Origin of the sequence: Janthinobacterium pasteuri (assembly GCF_051380775.1) — a bacterium.
GTDB lineage: Bacteria > Pseudomonadota > Gammaproteobacteria > Burkholderiales > Burkholderiaceae_D > Janthinobacterium.
Genome location: NZ_JBNYXS010000002.1, coordinates 69,974 through 90,105, shown reverse-complemented (window position 1 = coordinate 90,105; position 20,132 = coordinate 69,974). Strand labels below are relative to the sequence as shown.

Annotated in this window: 20 protein-coding genes and 2 tRNA genes; 3 read left to right on the top strand and 19 right to left on the bottom strand. The window is 61.3% G+C overall.

Going from position 1 to position 20,132, the window contains the following annotated elements; translation table 11 throughout:
• Nucleotides 1–68: 68 nt before the first annotated feature.
• The 4 genes from ACQ4WN_RS02765 to ACQ4WN_RS02750 all read right to left on the bottom strand — a co-directional run bounded on the left by ACQ4WN_RS02765 (nt 69) and on the right by ACQ4WN_RS02750 (nt 2,140).
• Nucleotides 69–395 carry a Dabb family protein gene (locus ACQ4WN_RS02765; protein ID WP_436550163.1) on the bottom strand — a complete coding sequence of 109 codons (327 nt, stop codon included), beginning with the start codon at nt 393–395 and terminating at the stop codon, nt 69–71.
• A gap of 112 nt (nt 396–507) precedes the next feature.
• Nucleotides 508–583, bottom strand: a tRNA-Asn gene (locus ACQ4WN_RS02760).
• A gap of 135 nt (nt 584–718) precedes the next feature.
• A tRNA-Asn gene (locus ACQ4WN_RS02755) sits at nt 719–794 on the bottom strand.
• A gap of 131 nt (nt 795–925) precedes the next feature.
• The gene (locus ACQ4WN_RS02750) at nt 926–2,140 is read right to left on the bottom strand and encodes an amino acid aminotransferase (protein ID WP_436550162.1); all 1,215 of its coding nucleotides are present in this window, start codon (nt 2,138–2,140) and stop codon (nt 926–928) included.
• 111 nt (nt 2,141–2,251) lie between these two features.
• Between ACQ4WN_RS02750 and uvrB the strand changes: the two genes are divergently transcribed.
• Nucleotides 2,252–4,333 carry an excinuclease ABC subunit UvrB gene (gene uvrB, locus ACQ4WN_RS02745; protein ID WP_436550161.1) on the top strand — a complete coding sequence of 694 codons (2,082 nt, stop codon included), beginning with the start codon at nt 2,252–2,254 and terminating at the stop codon, nt 4,331–4,333.
• Between the two features lie 64 nt (nt 4,334–4,397).
• Here the strand turns inward: uvrB and ACQ4WN_RS02740 are convergent, their stop codons facing one another.
• Nucleotides 4,398–4,796, bottom strand: coding sequence for a DUF3224 domain-containing protein (locus ACQ4WN_RS02740; RefSeq protein ID WP_436550160.1), 399 nt, complete (start codon nt 4,794–4,796; stop codon nt 4,398–4,400).
• Nucleotides 4,797–4,884: 88 nt separating this feature from the next.
• Nucleotides 4,885–5,511, bottom strand: coding sequence for a flavin reductase family protein (locus ACQ4WN_RS02735; RefSeq protein WP_436550159.1), 627 nt, complete (start codon nt 5,509–5,511; stop codon nt 4,885–4,887).
• Between the two features lie 201 nt (nt 5,512–5,712).
• Between ACQ4WN_RS02735 and ACQ4WN_RS02730 the strand changes: the two genes are divergently transcribed.
• Nucleotides 5,713–6,774 carry an AI-2E family transporter gene (locus ACQ4WN_RS02730; RefSeq protein ID WP_436550158.1) on the top strand — a complete coding sequence of 354 codons (1,062 nt, stop codon included), beginning with the start codon at nt 5,713–5,715 and terminating at the stop codon, nt 6,772–6,774.
• Between the two features lie 117 nt (nt 6,775–6,891).
• Nucleotides 6,892–7,641, top strand: coding sequence for a hypothetical protein (locus ACQ4WN_RS02725; RefSeq protein ID WP_436550157.1), 750 nt, complete (start codon nt 6,892–6,894; stop codon nt 7,639–7,641).
• Nucleotides 7,642–7,671: 30 nt separating this feature from the next.
• Here the strand turns inward: ACQ4WN_RS02725 and ACQ4WN_RS02720 are convergent, their stop codons facing one another.
• The 13 genes from ACQ4WN_RS02720 to ACQ4WN_RS02660 all read right to left on the bottom strand — a co-directional run bounded on the left by ACQ4WN_RS02720 (nt 7,672) and on the right by ACQ4WN_RS02660 (nt 20,079).
• Nucleotides 7,672–7,977: an NIPSNAP family protein gene (locus ACQ4WN_RS02720; RefSeq protein WP_436550156.1), complete on the bottom strand. Its 306-nt coding sequence runs from the start codon at nt 7,975–7,977 to the stop codon at nt 7,672–7,674.
• On the bottom strand, nt 7,974–8,900 hold the full coding sequence (locus tag ACQ4WN_RS02715) for a WD40 repeat domain-containing protein (protein ID WP_436550155.1): 927 nt from the start codon (nt 8,898–8,900) through the stop codon (nt 7,974–7,976). Before ACQ4WN_RS02715 ends, ACQ4WN_RS02720 begins: the two co-directional genes overlap by 4 nt.
• On the bottom strand, nt 8,897–9,406 hold the full coding sequence (locus ACQ4WN_RS02710; protein WP_436550154.1) for a GNAT family N-acetyltransferase: 510 nt from the start codon (nt 9,404–9,406) through the stop codon (nt 8,897–8,899). Before ACQ4WN_RS02710 ends, ACQ4WN_RS02715 begins: the two co-directional genes overlap by 4 nt.
• A 65-nt stretch (nt 9,407–9,471) precedes the next feature.
• Nucleotides 9,472–10,017, bottom strand: coding sequence for a phosphoribosyltransferase (locus ACQ4WN_RS02705; protein ID WP_034752020.1), 546 nt, complete (start codon nt 10,015–10,017; stop codon nt 9,472–9,474).
• Between the two features lie 66 nt (nt 10,018–10,083).
• Nucleotides 10,084–11,397 (bottom strand): adenylosuccinate synthase, encoded by a 1,314-nt coding sequence (locus ACQ4WN_RS02700; protein WP_096236844.1) that lies wholly within the window; start codon nt 11,395–11,397, stop codon nt 10,084–10,086.
• 3 nt (nt 11,398–11,400) lie between these two features.
• Nucleotides 11,401–12,561, bottom strand: a complete 1,161-nt coding sequence (locus ACQ4WN_RS02695) for an ATP phosphoribosyltransferase regulatory subunit (protein ID WP_436550153.1) — start codon at nt 12,559–12,561, stop codon at nt 11,401–11,403.
• 271 nt (nt 12,562–12,832) lie between these two features.
• Nucleotides 12,833–13,720 (bottom strand): protease modulator HflC, encoded by an 888-nt coding sequence (gene hflC, locus ACQ4WN_RS02690; RefSeq protein WP_436550152.1) that lies wholly within the window; start codon nt 13,718–13,720, stop codon nt 12,833–12,835.
• Entirely contained in the window at nt 13,720–15,009 is a 1,290-nt protein-coding gene (gene hflK, locus ACQ4WN_RS02685) for an FtsH protease activity modulator HflK (RefSeq protein ID WP_436550151.1), read from the bottom strand. Before hflK ends, hflC begins: the two co-directional genes overlap by 1 nt.
• A 2-nt stretch (nt 15,010–15,011) precedes the next feature.
• Entirely contained in the window at nt 15,012–16,235 is a 1,224-nt protein-coding gene (hflX, locus tag ACQ4WN_RS02680; protein WP_436550150.1) for a GTPase HflX, read from the bottom strand.
• 114 nt (nt 16,236–16,349) lie between these two features.
• Nucleotides 16,350–16,586: an RNA chaperone Hfq gene (gene hfq, locus ACQ4WN_RS02675; protein WP_008450615.1), complete on the bottom strand. Its 237-nt coding sequence runs from the start codon at nt 16,584–16,586 to the stop codon at nt 16,350–16,352.
• 242 nt (nt 16,587–16,828) lie between these two features.
• Nucleotides 16,829–18,175 (bottom strand): ribosome biogenesis GTPase Der, encoded by a 1,347-nt coding sequence (gene der / locus ACQ4WN_RS02670; protein WP_034752028.1) that lies wholly within the window; start codon nt 18,173–18,175, stop codon nt 16,829–16,831.
• Nucleotides 18,176–18,179: 4 nt separating this feature from the next.
• Entirely contained in the window at nt 18,180–19,325 is a 1,146-nt protein-coding gene (gene bamB / locus ACQ4WN_RS02665) for an outer membrane protein assembly factor BamB (protein WP_436550149.1), read from the bottom strand.
• An 85-nt stretch (nt 19,326–19,410) separates the two neighbouring features.
• The gene (locus ACQ4WN_RS02660) at nt 19,411–20,079 is read right to left on the bottom strand and encodes a YfgM family protein (RefSeq protein ID WP_436550148.1); all 669 of its coding nucleotides are present in this window, start codon (nt 20,077–20,079) and stop codon (nt 19,411–19,413) included.
• Between the last annotated feature and the right edge of the window lie 53 nt (nt 20,080–20,132).

Below are 20,132 nucleotides of genomic sequence, written 5' to 3'. Positions count from 1 at the left end.
TAAATTTTGCGATGTCCAGATTTCCGCCTGAAAAAGGCGTATTTTTCCTGCGTCATCTGGCCCGGCGGTCAGCCAGGATGCTCTTGCGGATAGTAGTCAAATACCAGTACGCGACCCAGCCATGGTTTGAGTTGCTCGACAAAGGCCAGGTGAGCCGGATGGGTCAGATACACGTCGCGCGAGACGGCATCGTCGAAGGTCAGGGTAAAACAATCGGTAAAACCATCATCGAGACCTTCCGGGCTGACATTCGGCCCCCATTCAAATTGCCGCACGCCGGGAATGCGGTGCTTGAGCTGGGAAAACTCATACACGAGCTCGGCATGCTTGGCAGACGTAATCCCATCGAGAAAGTCGCACAGGACGATGTGGCGCAAGGCGGAGGTACAAGTCATGGGAAGAAGCTCCTGAAGTGATGCATTCAGGATAGCGCAAAACGCGATCACGCACAGGCGCTGCGGCGAAAAACAAAAAAGGCCATGTTTTTCAACATGGCCTTCCGAATTCTGGCTCCCCGACCTGGACTCGAACCAGGGACCTGCGGATTAACAGTCCGTCGCTCTACCAACTGAGCTATCAGGGAAAAGAGGCCGTATTATATAGGCCAAACCTGGCGCTGTCCAGATTTCCATAGGGGAAATCTTATCTCGCCCCAGGCTAGGCGCTGGCGCCGTAAAAACAAAAAAGGCCACGTTTTTCAACGTGACCTTTTGAATTCTGGCTCCCCGACCTGGACTCGAACCAGGGACCTGCGGATTAACAGTCCGTCGCTCTACCAACTGAGCTATCAGGGAAAAGAGGCAATATTATATGTCGCTTGTTTCGCATTTGCAAGACGCATACTGCATCTCGACAAACACGGCCATCGCCGACTTTCCACTGCCATCAGCGCCACACTTGCATGCAGCGCCGAAGAAGCAATATCTTAAAGCACTTTGGCGATCGCGTCAATAACGATGTCGATATTGCGCGAATTCAACGCTGCCACGCAGATACGGCCCGTGTCGACGGCGTAGATCGATTGCTCGCGCAGGGTCGCCACTTGCTCCTTGGTCAGACCAGAGTACGAGAACATGCCGATTTGCTGGCGCACGAATTCAAAGTCGTGGCCTGGAGCCTTGGCCTTCAGTTTTTCCACGAAGGCATTGCGCATTTCACGGATGCGCACGCGCATGCCGGCCAGTTCCTCTTCCCACAGCTGGCGCAGTTCCGGCGTGGCCAGGACGGTGGCGACCACCTTGCCGCCATGCGTAGGCGGGTTCGAGTAGTTGGTGCGCACGACGCGCTTCAATTGCGACAACAGACGGGCCGCCTCATCGGCGCTGGCAGCGACGACGCTCAGCGCGCCCACGCGCTCGCCGTACAGCGAGAACGATTTCGAGAACGAGTTCGATACCAGCAACGGGCCGCCAGCGTCGGCAAAGCGGCGCACCACGGCGCCATCTTCGGCGATGCCGTTGGCAAAACCCTGGTAAGCCATGTCCAGGAACGGTACCAGGCCGCGCGACGTGACGACGCTGATGATCTGGTCCCACTGGGCCACGCTCAGGTCGGCGCCGGTCGGGTTGTGGCAGCAGGCGTGCAGCACGACGATGGAGCCGGCTGGCATGGCGTTCAGGCTGGCCAGCATGCCGTCGAAATTCACGCCATGGGTGGCAGCATCGTAATACGTGTAGTTATTCACGACGAAACCGGCGTTCTCGAACAGCGCGCGGTGGTTTTCCCAGCTCGGGTCGCTGATGTAGACTTGTGCGCCCGGCGCGAAGCGCTGCAGGAAGTCGGCACCGATCTTCAATGCGCCCGTGCCGCCGATGGCTTGCACGGTGATGGCGCGGCGCTCTTGAATAACGGCGCTATCGGCGCCAAATACGAGTTCTTGTACCGCCTTGTCGTAGGCAGCCAGGCCTTCGATCGGCAGATAGGTGCGTGGCGAGGCCTGTTCGATCAGGATGGCTTCTGCCTTGCGGACGCAAGCTAACAGAGGCACTTTACCGTTGTCGTCATAATAGACGCCAACGCCCAGATTGATTTTGGCGGGATTCTGGTCCGCGTTAAATGCTTCGGTGATGCCCAGGATCGGGTCGCGTGGGGCCATCTCGATGGCGCTAAACAGACTGGCAGAAACAGTTGGGTTCGTCATGATAAGATTGGATTCGATTGGAAGCAGGTTCACAGCGGAGTTGTAGACAGCGCCCCGAATACAACGCCAGGGCCGCCAGCAGAGCACTATTCTAACAAAGGTCTGATTCACATGCCCGAATTATCTACCGCCAACGAGGCGGAAAGCGCAATTATCTCTTTCCCGGATTCCCCCTTCAAGCTGCATCAGCCGTTCTCTCCGGCCGGCGATCAGCCGGCGGCGATCGCCCAGTTGTCCGAGGGCATCGCCGATGGCCTGGCCTTCCAGACCCTGCTGGGCGTGACCGGTTCGGGCAAGACCTACACCATGGCCAACGTCATCGCGCGCATGGGCCGGCCCGCCATCGTCTTCGCGCCCAACAAGACGCTGGCGGCGCAGCTGTATAGCGAGTTCCGCGACTTTTTCCCGCAAAATGCGGTCGAATACTTCGTCAGTTACTACGATTACTACCAACCCGAAGCCTACGTGCCGCAGCGCGACCTGTTCATCGAAAAGGACTCGTCGATCAACGAGCATATCGAGCAGATGCGTTTGTCGTGCACCAAGTCGCTGATGGAGCGGCGCGACGTCATCATCGTCGCCACCGTCTCGGCCATCTACGGTATCGGTAACCCGAACGAATACCACCAGATGATTTTGACGTTGCGCGTAAAAGACAGGGTCAGCCAGCGCGACGTCATCGCGCGCCTGATCCAGATGCAGTACACGCGCAACGAAGTCGACTTCGGCCGCGGCACCTTCCGCGTGCGCGGCGATACCATCGACATCTTCCCCGCCGAGCATGCGGAACTGGCGGTGCGCCTGGAAATGTTCGACGACGAGATCGAATCGATCCAGCTGTTCGACCCGCTGACGGGCCGCGTGCGGCAAAAAATCCCCCGCTTCACCGTGTACCCGGGTTCGCACTACGTGACGCCCCGCTCCACCGTGCTGCGCGCCGTGGAAACCATCAAGGACGAGCTGCGCGAACGTCTGGAGTTCTTCCGCAAGGAAAACAAGCTGATAGAGGAGCAGCGCCTGGAACAGCGCACGCGCTTCGACCTGGAAATGATGGCCGAAATCGGTTTCACCAAGGGCATCGAAAACTATTCGCGCCACTTGTCCGGCGCGCTGCCGGGCGAACCGCCACCGACCCTGGTCGACTACCTGCCGCCCGATGCACTGATGTTCCTCGACGAGTCGCACGTGCTGACGGGCCAGTTGAGCGCCATGTACAACGGCGACCGTTCGCGCAAGACGAACCTGGTCGACTATGGCTTCCGCCTGCCGTCGGCGCTGGACAACCGCCCCTTGAAATTCGAGGAATTCGAGCAAAAGATGCGCCAGACGGTATTCGTCTCGGCCACGCCGGGCGACTACGAAAAAAACCATTCCGACCAGGTGGTCGAACAGGTGGTCCGCCCCACGGGCCTGGTCGACCCGCAGATCATCGTGCGCCCCGCCAGCACGCAGGTGGACGACCTGATGTCGGAAATCGTCGAGCGCATCAAGAAGGACGAGCGCGTGCTGGTGACGACCCTGACCAAGCGCATGTCGGAGCAATTGACGGAATACCTGGGCGACCATGGCATCAAGGTGCGCTACCTGCACAGCGATATCGAAACGGTCGAACGCGTGGAAATCCTGCGCGACCTGCGCTTGGGCACCTTCGACGTGCTGGTGGGGATCAACCTGCTGCGCGAGGGCCTGGACTTGCCGGAAGTGTCGCTGGTCGCCATCCTCGACGCGGACAAGGAAGGCTTCCTGCGCTCCGAGCGCAGCCTGATCCAGACCATTGGTCGCGCCGCGCGTAACCTGAACGGCACGGCGATTTTGTACGGCGACCGCATCACGGACTCCATGCGCCGCGCCATCGACGAGACGGAACGCCGCCGGGCAAAGCAGATCGCCTTCAATACGGCCAACGACATCATCCCGATCGGCGTCAAGAAATCGATCCGTGAAATGATCGACGGCGTCTACAGCCCGCAGGAAGCGCGCGACAACCTGCAAGTGGCGCAGGAAGCGGCGAAGTTCGAAGCCATGAGCGAAAAACAGGTCAGCAAGGAAATCAAGCGCCTGGAAAAACTGATGGTCGACCACGCCAAGAACCTGGAGTTCGAAAAGGCGGCGCAGGTGCGCGACCAGTTGCACCTCCTCAAGCAGCAGCTATTCGGCGCGCCCGGCACCGACAATGTGGTGTCGATACTGTGAAGACAAGCTGGGCAAATAAGGCAAGGCCGCAGGCACGGCGCTATCCGGCGCCCTGCCTTGACACTTACTCCGGCAGCGAATAGTCGATGTCGTAGAAATGCTGGCCGTTTTCAATGCGGATGGCCAGGGTGCCGCTGATGCCCGTCAGTTGCCCCGTGCCGGAATACGGCACGATGACGATGCTCAGCTCCTGCCTGCCGTCGGCCATCGTGCCGAAATGCTGGGCCACGAAACTGCCCTCTTTTCCCTGCAGGACGCCCGTGATGGCTTCCATCGCGACATAGCCGGCAGCGCCGTTGGTGTCGGTCACGCCGTTGCGCATCTGCCCCGTGGCAGTAGCGACAAGGTCGCCCGCATACACATTGTCAAGCAGCACCCGTCCCAAGGTCGTGCGCCCCGCGCGTTGCGGCGCCATGGCCGGCGTCATGGTGATGCTAAAACTTCCCGTAGCGTGCACGTGCATGCGATGATCTCCCTCTGCAGGCGAGGCGGCACCGGCTGGTGGGCAGCACGCCGCTCGACTATCGCCGCTCGCAGCTGGCGACATTCGCCTATGGCCAGACTGGCCGTCGCATGTGAAACAAGCTGTCCGGACCGATCTCAAAATAATCGGCTGGTCCGCCGCCCCGCAGGATGGGGGCAGCTGCGGCCGTGTCGTACACACCGTCCACGAGCAGATGGCGCGCGATATGCACGCCCACGACTTCACCGAGCACCAGCCAGCTGCCGACACCCTCCCCGCTCAATCCTTGCAGCTCGATGATCTGCGTGCGCCGGCATTCGAAGGATACGGGACTCTCGGCCACGCGCGGCACCTTGACGATGCGCGAGACGGCCGGCGTCAGGCCGGCCAGCGCGAATTCATCAACTTCGGGCGGCGCCGGTGCGCAGCTGGCATTCATCGCCTCGGCCAATGGCCGCGTTGCCAGGTTCCACACGAATTCGCCTGTCTGCTCGATATTGCGCAAGGTGTCCTTGCGGCCGATGCTGGAAAAACCGATCAGCGGCGGCGTGTAATTGAAGGCGTTGAAAAAACTGTAGGGCGCCAGGTTCAGCACGCCATCGCCGTTGCGCGTGGCGATCCAGCCGATCGGACGCGGCCCCACGATGGCGTTGAAGGGGTCGTGCGGCAGGCCGTGGCCCCGCGCAGGTTCATAGAAGTGAATAGGGTCAAGCACGCGCGTTCCTGAAGTCAAAAGAAGTCAAAGACGCCCGGAATGGAGCGCCTGGAACGACAGCTTACTGGAATTGCCGCCACCACGTTGCCAACCCGCCGGCGCCAGGTGCGCTCGCGCACACAGCGCGACAATTGTATGGCGGGCCGCAGCATGCCTCGCTTATGATGGCACAACTCAACCCTTATCATTGCGCTACCGCCCATGCATACCCTCACGCTGCACCAGAAAGTGTTCTTGCTCCTCTTGAGCATCGTCACCATCGGCTTCGGCTGGATACTGGCGCCGTATGCGGGCGCCATCTTCTGGGGCGTCATCCTGGCGATCCTGTTCGCGCCCGTGTACCGCTGGCTGCTGCGGAAAACCAAGGGCCGCGCCGGCCTGGCGTCGCTGCTGTCCTTGCTGCTCATCGTCGTCATCGTGATCCTGCCGCTGTCGCTCATTTCCGTGTCGCTGGTGAACCAGGCGGCCAGCGTCGTGGAGATGGTACGTTCGGGTGAAATCACGGTCGGCATGTTCTTCAATAAAATCATGGCGGTACTGCCGCAATGGTCGATCAACTTGCTCGACCGCTTTAACCTGAGCAGCCTGGCCAGCCTGCAGGACAAGCTGGCGGAGGGCGCCACGCAGGTGAGTCAGGTGGTGGCGGTGAAAGCCATCAATGTGGGCCTGTATACCTTCGAATTCCTCACCAGCCTGTGCATCATGCTGTACCTGCTGTTTTTCCTCATGCGCGATGGCTCCGCCCTGTCGGCGCGCATCAAGGGCGCCGTGCCGCTGAGCCGCAAGTACAAGCAGCGCCTGTTCACCAATTTCACCACGGTGATCCGCGCCACGGTGAAGGGCAACATCCTCGTGGCGATCGCCCAGGGTGCCCTCGGCGGCCTGGCGTTCTGGTTCCTCGATGTGCCCGCGCCGCTGCTGTGGGCCGTACTCATGGCCTTCCTGTCGTTGCTGCCAGCCGTCGGCGCCGCCCTCGTCTGGGCGCCCGTGGCCGTCTACTTCCTGGCCACCGGCGCCATCTGGCAAGGCGCAGGCCTGGCCGCCTTCGGCGTCTTCGTCATCGGCCTGGTCGACAACGTGCTACGTCCCATCCTGGTGGGCAAAGACACCAAGATGCCCGACTACGTGGTGCTGCTGTCGACCGTGGGTGGCATGGCCTTGTTTGGCCTGAACGGCTTCGTCATCGGCCCCGTGGTGGCGGCCCTGTTCATCGCCTCGTGGGATCTGTTCGTCTCGGCCAGCGAATTCCAGGCCGAAGATTGAGTTGAGGCCTGCCTGGAATGACGGATTAACAAGATCATCACGCAGGCGCATTTTTCAGTACCCTGAGGAGCACAATCCGCGGCCTGCCCGAAACCTGTTTACATCGCTGTAGCAAATTTGCATACTGCTGCCACCTTCATCACGGCAGGCGTGAAACAGATGCGCATCGACCTTGCACTACAGGAGCATGATTTTTCTCTCGGTCAGCGTGGCCATGGCTGGTACATCGCCGCGATTATCCTGCTGCACCTGGCGCTGTACTGGGCGGCCACGCGCCCCGCACACACAAGGATCGAACACGATGGCAGGGTCTGGCTGCAGCTGATGCCGCCGCTGCCGCCAACAAGCGGATTCATTCCACCCACCGAGCCAGCTCCAGCACCGGCACGTCCGCCAGCCCTTCCATCGAGCGCGGCAAGCGTGTCGCCACCGAAGGAGGCGACGGCACCGGCGCAGGACCCGCCGCAAGACGATGCCCTGCCGGCAGAACCGGTGCCTGCCGCACCCAAGACCAGCTCCCTCACCCTGGCGCAACAGGCGCTGCAGACAGCCGGCGCCATCGACCGCCAGCTGCGCGCAGAGCATCCGCAGGAATTCGTGGCGCCGCCCGAGACGGCGCACACGCGCCTGGCGAAAGGCTTCGCGCAAGCGCATGCGGCGGTCAAGCCGAAGTGGTTCGAAGCAGCGCGTATCGAACTGTGGAGCGCACCAAACGATCCCAAACGCATCTACCGCGTCATCACGGCGACCGGTGAATACTGCATCTATTTGCCGGACAAAGGCAACATGACGCTGAACCTCAGCGCGCGATCCGGCTACGCCGGTTTTGGCGAAGGGACTGCGGCGCCTTGCCCCATCCGGTTTTAATAGCGCTCGATAGCGGGAAAGCGCGCCGTTTCAGCAAAACACGGGGCGAAAAAAACTGCGCTCATAGCTGACGATGCAGCGCGTCTCTTCGGCGTAGCGGAAGGCCGCCTGGCACTCGGCGTCCTGCATCGAATCGCTGCGGTACTGCTCATACAGGGCCAGGCTGGGGAATGAAAACATGGCCAGGGCCACGTTGCTGGCGCCTTCGGACGGCAGGAAGTAGCCATGGTGCTGACCGCCGAAGCGTTCGACCAGCGGTATCCACAGCTTGCCGTAGGCTTCGAATTCGCGCAATTTATACGGGTCGATGATGTAGCGCAAATAACAGGTGATCATGCGGTTTCCTTAAGAACATTCAGATCCATCAGCATGCCAGATTCCCAGGAGCCGATGGCGGCCAGTGGCGATCCAGGCAAAAAGTCCAGCGCGCACGGATACGTAAAAGCGTATTCTGCCAGCATGCCGAGCCCCGGCCAGCCGTAAAACAGCAGCTTGCCCTTGCCGATGCGTCCCAGCGCGCTGCCGTCGGGCAGCCAGCGCAAGCCGTTGCCCGTGCCGCCACCCGCCTCCACTGGCACCTTGGCCAGACAGCGGCCGTCGGCCAGCGCGTACATGGACAGATACTGCGTGCCGCCGGCGTGGTGCAGCACGGCCAAAGATTCCCCATCCGGTGACGGCGCGCACGACATCAGGCCTGGCAGCGACAGCACCACGCGCCTACCACCGTCTTGCAAGGGCCAGTCCCACACGCTGCAGTAATCGGGCGGCTGCGCCTGCCCATCGCCCACCGATTTGACGCCATGCTGGACCAGCAAACGCCGCCCGCCATCGATAGCGTAGACACCCCGCAGCATCTCGCCCGAATGCGCCTGCGTGAAAAGCGTCGCGCCCGTTTGCGCCTCGCGCATCCGCAGATGGCCATCCCAGCCGCCGTCGGCCAGATAGCGGCCGCATGGCGACCACGCGGGAGCGCAGCCTTCGCCATCCTTTTTGTTCTGGAAGTTCAGCAGCAACTGGCCCGCCCGGGCATCCACTACGGCCAGTTGGCCCGTCGTGCTCTTGATGGCCAGCCGACTGCCATCGGGCGAGAACGCCATGCCCGACATGTGCGCGATGAACTTGCCGCGCCACAGTTTCTGCCGTGCCGCCACGTCCCACAGGACCAGGTCGCGGCCCAGCACGGCCAGGCGCGTGCCATCGGGCGAAAACCGCACGCCGTAGCTGCAGCCCAGCTTCAGGGGCTTCTGCGTTTCCGTCATGGACGCTGCAAGCGATACACCACGCTATCGAGGTCGTAATGGCGTTCCATGCCCGCGTATTGCATGCCCAGGCGCGTCATGACCTTGATCGAGGCGGCGTTGTCCGGGTGCGCCACCGCCACCACTTCAGGCGCGCCGACGACGTCAAACGCATGCGCGACGATGGCGGCGGCCGCCTCGCTGGCATAGCCCTGGCCCCAGCTGGTCCGCGCCAGGCGCCAGCCGATTTCAAGCGGATTGGCCCTGTCGCCGGAGAGGTGCTGCAGGCACGCCATGCCCACCAGCGCGCCATCGTCAAGGCGTATCATCGCCCACCACGAATAACCCCACTCGGCCCAGCGCCCCATGGTGCGCGTGATGGCCGCGCGCGTCACCTCTTCCGTCTCGGGCTGGCCTGCGTTCAGATAAGTCATCACCTCGGGATCGGTGTTGAGGGTGCGCATGCGCTCGTAGTGGCTCTCGTTGATCGGTTCCAGGCGCAGGCGCGCCGTCGTCAGTATGGTCATCGCATTTCCTTGGACGAAAAAAAAGACGATACACGATCGTCTTTTTTTTGCAAGCGCGCACGCAATTACTTGCCTGCTTCGCCCTTCTTGATCCACGCCGCCAACTGGTGCGGGCGCAGGCCGTCATAGTCTTCGAACGGCTGATGGATCCAAGGATTGTGCGGCAATTCGTCGAGGAAGTAGTCCGGACGCACGACGGAGCAGCCTTTCAGCCAGATCACTGCCGATTTGACTTCGGTCACGTCAGGGAAGTTTTCCTTCAGGTGACGCGTGACCTTGTCCAGGGTGACGCCGGAATCGGCCAGGTCGTCGACCAGCAGGATGCGGCCGGCCAGCGGACCCTTGGTCATGGTCATGTACTTGGCGATATCGAGATCGCCGCGCACGGTGCCCGCGTCTTCACGGTAGGAGCTGGTCGACAGGATGGCCAGCGGCAAATCAAAAATGCGCGAGAACACGTCGCCAGGACGCACGCCGCCGCGCGCCAGGCACAGCACCTGGTCAAATTTCCAGCCCGATTCGTAGACCTTGAGCGCCAGGCGCTCGATCAGGCGGTGGTACTCTTCCCAGTTGACCCAGAGATGTTGATCGTTCGATTGTGGGGTAGTCATGATAGTGAAATCTTATTATTAGCGTGATTAAAAAAATCCGCCTTGCGGCGGATTGTGTCCAGCAGCTTACTCGAATGGGTGGCGCAGCACGATCGTTTCTTCACGATCCGGACCGGTCGAAACCATGTCCACCGGTACGCCGACCAGTTCTTCGATGCGCTTGATGTAAGCGCGCGCCGTCGCTGGCAAGGCCGCCAGCGATTTCGCGCCGACGGTGCTTTCCGTCCAGCCTGGCATCTCTTCGTACACCGGTACGCAACGTGCGGCTTCTTCAGCGCCCGATGGGAAGATGTCCGTGGCCACGCCGTCGATGGTGTAGCCGGTGCACAGTTTCAGCGTTTCGATACCGTCCAGTACGTCCAGCTTGGTCAGGCACATGCCCGTCACACCATTGATCTGCACGGAGCGGCGCAGCAAGGCGGCGTCGAACCAGCCGCAACGGCGGGCGCGGCCCGTCACGGTGCCGAATTCATGGCCGACTTGCGCCAGGTGGTGGCCGACGCCTGCATCCGTTGGCAGTTCCGAAGGGAACGGACCGGAACCGACGCGCGTCGTGTAAGCCTTGGTGATGCCCATGATGTAGTGCAGCATGCCTGGGCCCACGCCCGAACCGGCAGCGGCATTGCCGGCCACGCAGTTCGACGAGGTGACGAACGGATAGGTGCCGTGGTCGACGTCAAGCAGGGAACCCTGCGCGCCTTCGAACAGCAGGTTCGCGCCGGCCTTGTGCGCCTTGTACAGCGCGCTCGACACGTCGGTGACCATCGGGCGCAGACGCGGCACATAGGCCAGCGCGTCGTCGAGGGTCTTCTGATAGTCGACTTTCGGTGCTTTCAGGTAGTTTTCCAGCACGAAGTTGTGGTAATCGAGGTTCTCGGCCAGCTTTTCGGCAAAGCGCTTCTCGTTCAGCAGGTCGGCGATACGGATCGCGCGGCGCGCCACTTTGTCTTCATAGGCCGGGCCGATGCCCTTGCCGGTGGTACCGATCTTCGCATCGCCACGCTTGACTTCACGCGCCAGGTCGATCGCGGTGTGGTACGGCAGGATCACGGGCGCAGCGTCCGACACTTTCAGGCGCGAGGCGACTTCGACGCCCACAGCTTCGAGCTTGTCGATTTCGCGCAGCACGTCCGGCACGGAAACGACCACGCCGTTACCAATGTAGCAGGCCACGCCTGGACGCATGATGCCCGAAGGGATCAGTTGCAGCGCGGTTTTCACGCCGCCGATGACCAGCGTGTGGCCTGCATTGTGGCCGCCCTGGAAGCGCACCACACCCTGGGCGTGATCGGTCAACCAATCGACGATCTTGCCTTTACCTTCATCGCCCCATTGGGTGCCGATGACAACGACGTTCTTTGCCATAATTTTCTTTGACATCACTCAACCTAAGTTTTTAAGAATCCAGCTACTACCATTATCGGCAAGTACCAGCACGCGATCGCACTCGAACTCGTCTTGTTCATTACTGTGACCCGGCATACTCTGGATCACGACCTCGCCCGCCTTGCGCAACTCGGCGATTTTTTCCTTCAATTCTGGCGCGCTGCCCCACGGCGCGCGGATCGAATGCTTGCGTTCCGCGGTCGGCAACAGGCGCGCCAGTTCGCGCAAATCGAGCGAGAAGCCGGTCGCGGGACGAGCCCGGCCGAACGCTTCGCCGACGTGGTCATAACGGCCGCCGCGCGCAACCGCGTTCGGCAAGCCAGGTACATACAGCGCAAACATCGCGCCGCTTTCATATTGGTAGCCGCGCAGGTCGGCCAGGTCGATCGCCACTTCGGCGCGGCCCAGGGCAGATCCTGCCAGCGCGGCCAGCTCGGCCAGCGCCTTCAGCACGCCCGGCAACGGCGGCAGCACTTGGCGCGCACGCGCCAGCACCTCGATGTCGCCATACAGATTCGGCAAGGCCAAAAGCGCATCGCGCGTGACGGGATCGTAGGCGGCGGTCAGGGCACGCAGGCCCGGCGCATCTTTCGCGCGCAGCAAGGTGTACAGCGCAGCCTCGTCGCGCACGGCAGCGGCGTCTTGCGCAATGATAGCGCGCAACAGGCCGACGTGCGACAAATCCAGGCGGACCGCGTCGAAACCGGCCAGTGCCAGCGAAGCGAGCGCCAGCTCCTGAATCTCGGCATCCGCTTCCAGGCCGGCGTGGCCATAGATTTCGGCGCCGATCTGCAGCGGTTCGCGGGTGGCGTGCAGACCCGATGGACGGGTATGCAGCACGCTGCCGGCATAGCACAGGCGGGTCACGGTGGCACGGTTGAGCAGGTGCGCGTCGATGCGCGCCACTTGCGTCGTCATGTCGGCCCGCAGGCCGAGCATGCGGCCCGACAGCTGGTCGACCAGTTTGAACGTGCGCAGGTCGGTATCCTTGCCAGCGCCAGTCATCAGCGATTCCAGATACTCGAGCAGCGGCGGCATGACCAGTTCATATCCGTACAGACGGAAATTATCCAGCATGAGGCGGCGCAGCTCTTCGATCTTGCGCGCTTCCGACGGCAGAACATCGGCAATATTTTCGGGCAAAAGCCAATTCGGCATGAGGGAGCGAGATACGGAAGAAAGTTGAAAAAATGCATCATGCGAGGCAGCGGCGAGCGCGCCAGGCAAGAGGCCGAACCTGATATTTTACGCGAAAACACGGGCCTTTAGGGATAAGTTGTCCGAAACGCTGCCGCACAGCCCTAAAAACACCGCATTTTACGCCTTCCCGCAACAGCATGTCGGGCATAAAAAAACGGGGCCGGCATTGACGCCGGCCCCGCCGCTGCTGCCACCCGCCCTTGCGGCCGGATGCAGTCTGGATGCTGCCTTACTTCTTGGATGGAGCGGCCGTGCCGTTACCCTTGAAGTACTTGAAGAATTCCGAACTCGGATCGACCACCATCACGTCGCCCTTGTCCTTGAACGTGGCGCGGTAGGCTTCCAGGCTACGGTAGAACTTGTAGAACTCCGGATTCTTGCCAAACGCTTCCGCATAGATCTGCGACGCCTTGGCATCGCCCTCGCCGCGGATCTTCTCTGCTTCGCGATACGCTTCGGCCAGGATCACCGTGCGCTGCTTGTCGGCGTCGGCGCGGATTTTCTCGGAGTCGGCCGAACCGGTCGAACGCAGCTCATTGGCCACGCGCACGCGCTCGGACTTCATGCGCTCGTACACGGAGTTATTGATCTGCTCGACGTAATCGACACGTTTCAGGCGCACATCGACGATGCCCACGCCGATAGCCTCGGCCTCGGCCGCCACCTTGGCCTTGATCGCCTGCATCACCTTGCCGCGCTCGCCCGAGATCACTTCGCGCACCGTGCGCTTGGTGATTTCATCGTTCAGTGCGGCCTTGACGATTTGCGACATGCGGTTGCGGGCGCGGCTTTCATCGCCGCCGAAGCTGCGGAAATATTTCTTCGGATTGACGATGCGCCACTTCACATACGCGTCGACGAGGATATTCTTCTTCTCGGCCGTGATGAAGCGCTCCGGCTCCGGCGTGTCCAGCGTCAGGATCCGCTTGTCCAGGTAGATGACGTTCTGGAACGGCGGCGGCAGCTTGAAGTACAAGCCTGGTTCGCTGATTTCGTCCTTGACCTCGCCCAGGGCGAAGACGATGGCGTATTTACGCTGATCGACGACAAACACGGTCGAGGAAAGGAGCATGATCGCGATAAAGCCCGCGATCAGGGCGGCAACGATACGATTCATTAGCGGCTCTCCCGTTCACGCGAAGAGCGGCTGTCGCGGCGCTGATTGACTTCTACTGTCGGCATGGCTTCCTGTGGCAAAACGGTGTTGGCTGCGGGTGTCGCGGCAGCACGGGCGGCGGCAGCGGCAGCATCGGTGGCAGCCGTCTGGGCGATCAGCTTGTCGAGCGGCAGATACAGCAGATTGCTGCCCGTCTTGGCGTCAACCATGACCTTGCTGGCACTGCTGAACACTTGCTGCATCGTTTCCAGGTACATGCGGTCGCGCGTGACGGCCGGCGCCTTCTGGTACTCGACCAGCACCTGCTTGAAGCGCGAGGCATTACCTTCGGAGTTCTCGGTCACCATGGCCCGGTAAGCCTCGGCTTCCTGCACCAGGCGGAATGCTGCGCCGCGTGCTTTCGGAATGACGTCATTGGCGTAGGCCTGGCCTTCATTCTTCTGGCGCTCACGGTCCTGGCCTGCCTTGACGGCATCGTCGAAGGCGGCTTGCACCTGCTCCGGCGGCTGCACGGCCTGCATGGTCACGTTGTTAATCAACACGCCAGCCTTGTAATCTTCAAGAATCTGCTGCATCAATTTTTGCGTGTCGAAGGCCACTTTTTCGCGGCCTTCATACAGCACGAAGTCCATCTTGCTGCGGCCGACCACTTCGCGGATCGCCGTCTCGGCAACCTGGCGCAGGGTGTCTTCCTGGTCGCGCAGGCTGAACAGCCATTCCACCGGATCTTTCAGCGTGTACTGCACCGCGAACTGGATGTCGATGATGTTTTCATCGTCCGTCAGCATCAGCGACTCGCTGGCCTGCTTGTTGCGCAGCGACGTGCGATACCCGACTTCCACCGTGCGCACCTGCGACACATTCACGGTTTCATCGCTCTGGAACGGATACGGCCAGCGCCAGTTGAGACCGGCCGGCGCCGTGCGCGTGTATTGGCCAAACGTCAGCACCACGCCGCTCTGGCCCTCTTGCACGATGAAGGCGCCGCTGGCCAACCAGATGAAGACGGCGATCACGCCGACCACGCCGGCGGTGATGCCGGCACCCTTCATGTCGGGACGCGGGCCGCTGCCGCCGCCGTTATTGCCGCCGTTGTCGGGACGGTTCTTTTGTCCGAAAAAGGCGTTCAGGCGCTGATTGAAATCGCGCCACAACTGATCGAGGTCCGGCGGACCTTCGCCGGGCTTTTTGCCTTCTTGGGCTTTCTTGCCGTCGTCCTTGCGATTGCCCCAGCGGGGATCGTTCAGGGACAACTTCAAGCCTGTTTTTTTGAGTAGGGAGACAAGCATAACTATCGTGTTCCGACTTGGGAGTGGGTGGAAATCCTATCGTCCTCGCCAGGCTCTTCGTCCTGGTCCGGGGCGGCGCCATCGTGCTGGTCGTACTGACCGTCCAACTGATCTTCCTGCGATGCTGCGTCGTTCTGATACAGGTGCGCCGAACGAGGCGCCTTCCTGGCCATCTCGACGATCGCATCGCGCAGCAGGTCGAGCCCGCTGCCCTTCTGCGCACTGACGAAGACGCGACTGATCGTAGCATATTCGTCGCGCTCCACCGAAGGCTCCAGCCCGGCCGCATCGATCTTGTTCCACACGAGAATCTGCGGAATATGATCGGCGCCGATCTCTTTCAAGACCAGGTTGACCTGCTCGATCTGCTCCATGCGTACCGGCGACGCAGCGTCGACGACATGCAGCAGCAGATCGGCATGAATGGTTTCTTCGAGCGTGGCGCGGAAAGCGGCCACCAGCTGATGCGGCAATTCGCGCACGAAGCCGACTGTGTCGGAGATCACCACATTGCCCACTTCCTGGCCCAGGTAAACCCGGCGCGAGGTGGTGTCCAGGGTGGCGAACAACTGGTCGGCAACGTACACACCGGCCTTGGTCACGGCATTGAACAGCGTCGACTTGCCGGCATTGGTATAGCCGACCAGGGACACCGAGAATGTGTGATTGCGGCCGCGCGCGCGGCGTTGCGTTTCGCGCTGCTTGTGCAGTTTTTCCAGGCGCGCGCGCAGGGCCTTGACACGGTCGCCGATCAACCGGCGGTCCGTTTCAAGCTGCGTCTCACCGGGACCGCGCAAGCCGATACCGCCCTTTTGCCGTTCAAGGTGAGTCCAGCCGCGGATCAGGCGCGTGGCCAGATGCTGCAGCTGCGCCAGCTCGACTTGCAGCTTGCCCTCGTGGCTCTTGGCGCGCTGCGCGAAGATGTCGAGGATCAGGCTGGTACGGTCGAGCACCCGCACGTTCAGGCGCTTTTCCAGATTGCGCTGCTGGGCAGGTGACAGGGCGTGATTGAAGATGACGATTTCCAGGCCATCGTTGACGACGACGTCGCCGATTTCATCGGCCTTGCCGCTACCGACGAAATACGCGGAATCGGGACTGGAACGCTTGGCCGTGATGGTGGAAATCGGGTCTGCGCCAGCCGAGCGCGACAACAGCATGAGCTCCTCCATGCTGGCGGCGAAGTCGCTGTGACCGAAGTCAACCCCGACTAGTACGGCGCGCATGATGGCATCAGATAAGTTGCGGCGCACGCCGACGCCGATGCAAACGCATCAGCGCCGCAGGCGCGGACGGGGGCGATGGAGGGTGAAAGGCGCTGGGCCTTCAAGCTCAACGCTTTACTCCGCTTCAGATTCAATATTGAGATTGACGGCACGCGCCGGCACCACTGTCGAGATGGCATGCTTGTACACCATCTGTGTCACTGTATTGCGCAGCAATACGACATATTGATCGAACGATTCGATATGGCCCTGCAATTTAATGCCATTGACCAGGTAGATCGAGACAGGAACATGCTCTTTGCGTAATGCATTGAGGAATGGGTCTTGTAACAGTTGCCCTTTGTTGCTCATAACAGCTCCGTTTGTTTATGTTGTTGTGTAAGAATTGGAGGCGACTCGCTTGATTTCAAGTGCTCTCACACCTTTCAAAGAGAGAAAGATGCGTCATAGCTACTGTAACCTGTTTTCACGATCGCTGTCGCGCATGGCGCATTAACACTTTATTATTTTCGTGCAAATGCCGTTGAATTGGCAGTCGGCGCCGCATTATCTCTGCGGCGCCTTAATATGCACTTAATCCAGCTGTTAAATCATTACTTGCTTGGCGTGCGTGCAAACGGGTTTTTACCCGTGCGCAGTTCGATGCGCAGCGGCGTGCCGACCAGGGCAAACGTATCGCGGAAATGTTTTTCCAGATAGCGCTTGTATGGATCGCCAACGGCGTCGAGCGCATTGCCGTGAATGACGATCACAGGCGGGTTCATGCCGCCCTGGTGAGCATAGCGCAGCTTCGGACGGATCGAGCCCTTGCGGCGTGGCTCCTGTTTCTCCACCGCCTCGATCAGGGCGCGCGTCAGCTTCGGCGTCGACAGGTCGCACATGGCGGCCGCATACGCGGCGTTGAGCGACTTCATCAATGGACCGATGTTGGTGCCCTTCAGCGCCGAAATGAAATGCATCTGCGCGAACGACAGGAAATCGAGCTTGCGGTCGATATCGATCTTGATCTCGTCGCGTTCGTGCGATTGCAAGCCATCCCACTTGTTCACTGCCACCACCAGCGCGCGGCCCGATTCCAGGATGAAGCCGGCGATATGCGCATCCTGCTCGGAAATATCCTGCTGCGCGTCGAGCATCAGCACCACCACGTTGGCTTCGGAAATCGATTGCAGGGTTTTCACCACCGAAAATTTCTCGATCGCTTCAAACACCTTGCCGCGGCGGCGGATACCGGCCGTGTCGATCAGCGTGTATTGCTGGCCATCGCGCTCGAACGGAATCTCGATCGAGTCGCGCGTTGTGCCCGGCATGTCGAAAGCGATCACGCGCTCTTCGCCCAGCAGGGTGTTGATCAGCGTCGACTTGCCCACGTTCGGACGGCCCACGAGGGCAATCTTGATGCCGCGGTCGGTCTTTTCCAGCTCTTCAGGCTCATCCGGACGCTGCGCGAAGGCCAGGTCCAGCATCACTTCGACGAGGTCGTTGACGCCGTCGCCGTGCGCCGACGAGATCGCATACGGATCGCCCATGCCCAATTCATAGAATTCGGACACGACGGCCGTATAGCGCATGCCTTCGCTTTTATTGACCACCAACAAGACCGGTCGACCGCTCTTGCGCAGGAAGTCAACGATGGTCTTGTCATGCGGAGTCAGGCCTTGGCGGCCGTCCACGATGAAGACCACCACGTCGGCCTCGGCCACGGCCTGCTTGGTCTGCAGTGCCATCTGGTGCATGATGCCTTCCTTGGCGACGGGTTCGAAACCACCCGTATCGATGACCAGGAAGGGACGTTCGCCGACACGGCCTTCGCCATAGTGACGATCGCGCGTCAACCCAGGCAAATCCGCCACCAGCGCATCGCGCGAGCGGGTCAGACGATTGAATAAAGTCGATTTCCCAACATTGGGTCGACCTACTAGTGCAATTACCGGCTTCATTGTATTACTCGACCGCGAGAGCGGTCACTGTCCCTGATTGGGTTTGAAAAATCAAATTCGAACCTGCCACAACGGGAGCCGAAACAATCGGACTACCGTCGGTGCTGACCCGACCTATTAATGCGCCATCTTCCCGTGACAGGAAGTGGATATAACCTTGATAGTCACCGACGGCGACGCTGCGGCCAAAGGAGGCCGGCGTCGACAGGCGGCGGCGCGCCAGCGCCTCATTCTTCCAGGCGCTCTGGCCGCCGTCGCGGCTGAACGCCACCACGGCGCCCTGGGCGTCGGCGGCAAACACGAAACGCTGGTCGACGGCCACGCCCACATCGGACGAGATCGGCTTGGTCCAGCGCGGCACGCCCGTGGCGGCATCGAAGCAGCCCGCCTTGCCCTGGTACGTGACGGCGCACACTTCGCCCTCGAACACCACCGGCGTGCCGGCAATGTCGGAGACGCGCTCCAGTTCGGTGGCGCCGCGCGGTTCGCTGACGACGATCTCCCAGCGTACCACACCGGTGGCGGCCGTCAGTGCCAGCAGCTTGCCGCCCGGCTGGGCCACGTAGACATTTGCGCCGCCCAGCACCATGCCCGGCGCATTGCGCAGGGTCAGTGCCGGCGTGGCGCGCTGCACCGTCCACTTGCGCTCGCCCGTCTTGGCATCGAAGCCGACGATGCGGTTATCCACGCTGCGCACCACGACCACGCCCTGTCCAACGACAGGCGGCGTCAGCACTTCGCTGGACGCCTGTGCCTTCCACAGTTGCTTGCCATCGGCATCAAAGGCCAGCACGGCGCCCTTGGCAGCGCCCACGGCCACCAGCGCGCCATCGCTGCCGGCGCTGGAAGTGATGTCGCTGCCGGCCTTGATGCGCCACGTTTCACGGCCGCTGGCCGCATCCAGGCGCGCCAGTGCGCCATCGGCATTGACCACGTACAGGCTGTTGCCGGCCAGCGCAGGCGTAAACGCGTACACGCCAGCCTTGCCGATCGAATACTTCCAGGCGTCGCGTACGCCAATGCTCGATTTTAACTCGACCAGCTTGGCCGGTTCGACTTTCGGGTCTTTCGAGGCAAACGGGTTCCAGGACGAGCATCCGGCCATCAGGGCCAACAGACTTGCAGCTACCAGCTTTTCAGTGACACGCATAAGTGTTATCCAACCTTTTTCTTGTACTTGTAAGGGCATGGCAGGCGGCGCAAAACGCCGCATGGCCACACCATCAGTGTTCCTGTCAGGCGGCGGCCTTGTCAGCCTTGGCCTTGTCTTCCGGCACCGTACGGCCAATCGCCTCCAGTTTGACCTGGATCAATTGACGGCCTGGATTGTTCTTGTCCGTCGCAGCCAGCGCGGCCAGGTAGGCCGCGCGTGCATCGGCCAGCTTGTTTTGCGCCACCAGGATATCGCCCTTGCGGTCGGCCACGGCGCCGGCAAATTGCGCCACGCCGGCCGTCGCCAGCACTTTCAACGCTTCATCGTAGGCTTTTTCGTCCAGCAGGACACCGGCCAGGCGCAGCTTGGCGATGGCCTTGTACTCTTCCGTGCCGTGCTCGGCCACCCATTGCAGCTGGGTCTTGGCCATTTTCAGGTCGTTCGCGTCAAATGCCACCTTGGCCGCGGCCAGGGCGCTCATCTGCGCATACGCCGTGCCGCTGAAACGCGATTGCATGTCGCCGGCCGCGCGCATCACCTTGGCGGTGTCCTTGGCGGCGATGGCGTTTTGCAGTTCGTCGTACAACTGGCCCGCTTGCGCAGCCTGCGTGCGCTGGTAATACTGCCAGCCAGCCCAGCCGCTGTAACCTGCCAGCGCCACGATCAGGACCCAGGAGGTCAGATTGCCATTGCGCTGCCACCAGGCCTTGAGGGTTGCCAGTTGTTCTTGTTCTTCGTGATCGTATGCCATGGGTCGTCAGTTTTATTGAGTAGTTGATCGAGGGTAGTACGGTCTTGCTTCAA

What these genes read in the sequence shown, in the direction of transcription:
- ACQ4WN_RS02765 (WP_436550163.1), bottom strand. Translation starts at nt 395, where the DNA reads ATGACTTGTACCTCCGCCTTGCGCCACATCGTCCTGTGCGACTTTCTC.
- ACQ4WN_RS02750 (WP_436550162.1), bottom strand. Translation starts at nt 2,140, where the DNA reads ATGACGAACCCAACTGTTTCTGCCAGTCTGTTTAGCGCCATCGAGATG.
- uvrB (WP_436550161.1), top strand. Translation starts at nt 2,252, where the DNA reads ATGCCCGAATTATCTACCGCCAACGAGGCGGAAAGCGCAATTATCTCT.
- ACQ4WN_RS02740 (WP_436550160.1), bottom strand. Translation starts at nt 4,796, where the DNA reads ATGCACGTGCACGCTACGGGAAGTTTTAGCATCACCATGACGCCGGCC.
- ACQ4WN_RS02730 (WP_436550158.1), top strand. Translation starts at nt 5,713, where the DNA reads ATGCATACCCTCACGCTGCACCAGAAAGTGTTCTTGCTCCTCTTGAGC.
- ACQ4WN_RS02720 (WP_436550156.1), bottom strand. Translation starts at nt 7,977, where the DNA reads ATGATCACCTGTTATTTGCGCTACATCATCGACCCGTATAAATTGCGC.
- ACQ4WN_RS02715 (WP_436550155.1), bottom strand. Translation starts at nt 8,900, where the DNA reads ATGACGGAAACGCAGAAGCCCCTGAAGCTGGGCTGCAGCTACGGCGTG.
- ACQ4WN_RS02710 (WP_436550154.1), bottom strand. Translation starts at nt 9,406, where the DNA reads ATGACCATACTGACGACGGCGCGCCTGCGCCTGGAACCGATCAACGAG.
- ACQ4WN_RS02705 (WP_034752020.1), bottom strand. Translation starts at nt 10,017, where the DNA reads ATGACTACCCCACAATCGAACGATCAACATCTCTGGGTCAACTGGGAA.
- ACQ4WN_RS02700 (WP_096236844.1), bottom strand. Translation starts at nt 11,397, where the DNA reads ATGTCAAAGAAAATTATGGCAAAGAACGTCGTTGTCATCGGCACCCAA.
- ACQ4WN_RS02695 (WP_436550153.1), bottom strand. Translation starts at nt 12,561, where the DNA reads ATGCCGAATTGGCTTTTGCCCGAAAATATTGCCGATGTTCTGCCGTCG.
- hflC (WP_436550152.1), bottom strand. Translation starts at nt 13,720, where the DNA reads ATGAATCGTATCGTTGCCGCCCTGATCGCGGGCTTTATCGCGATCATG.
- hflK (WP_436550151.1), bottom strand. Translation starts at nt 15,009, where the DNA reads ATGCTTGTCTCCCTACTCAAAAAAACAGGCTTGAAGTTGTCCCTGAAC.
- hflX (WP_436550150.1), bottom strand. Translation starts at nt 16,235, where the DNA reads ATGCGCGCCGTACTAGTCGGGGTTGACTTCGGTCACAGCGACTTCGCC.
- hfq (WP_008450615.1), bottom strand. Translation starts at nt 16,586, where the DNA reads ATGAGCAACAAAGGGCAACTGTTACAAGACCCATTCCTCAATGCATTA.
- der (WP_034752028.1), bottom strand. Translation starts at nt 18,175, where the DNA reads ATGAAGCCGGTAATTGCACTAGTAGGTCGACCCAATGTTGGGAAATCG.
- bamB (WP_436550149.1), bottom strand. Translation starts at nt 19,325, where the DNA reads ATGCGTGTCACTGAAAAGCTGGTAGCTGCAAGTCTGTTGGCCCTGATG.
- ACQ4WN_RS02660 (WP_436550148.1), bottom strand. Translation starts at nt 20,079, where the DNA reads ATGGCATACGATCACGAAGAACAAGAACAACTGGCAACCCTCAAGGCC.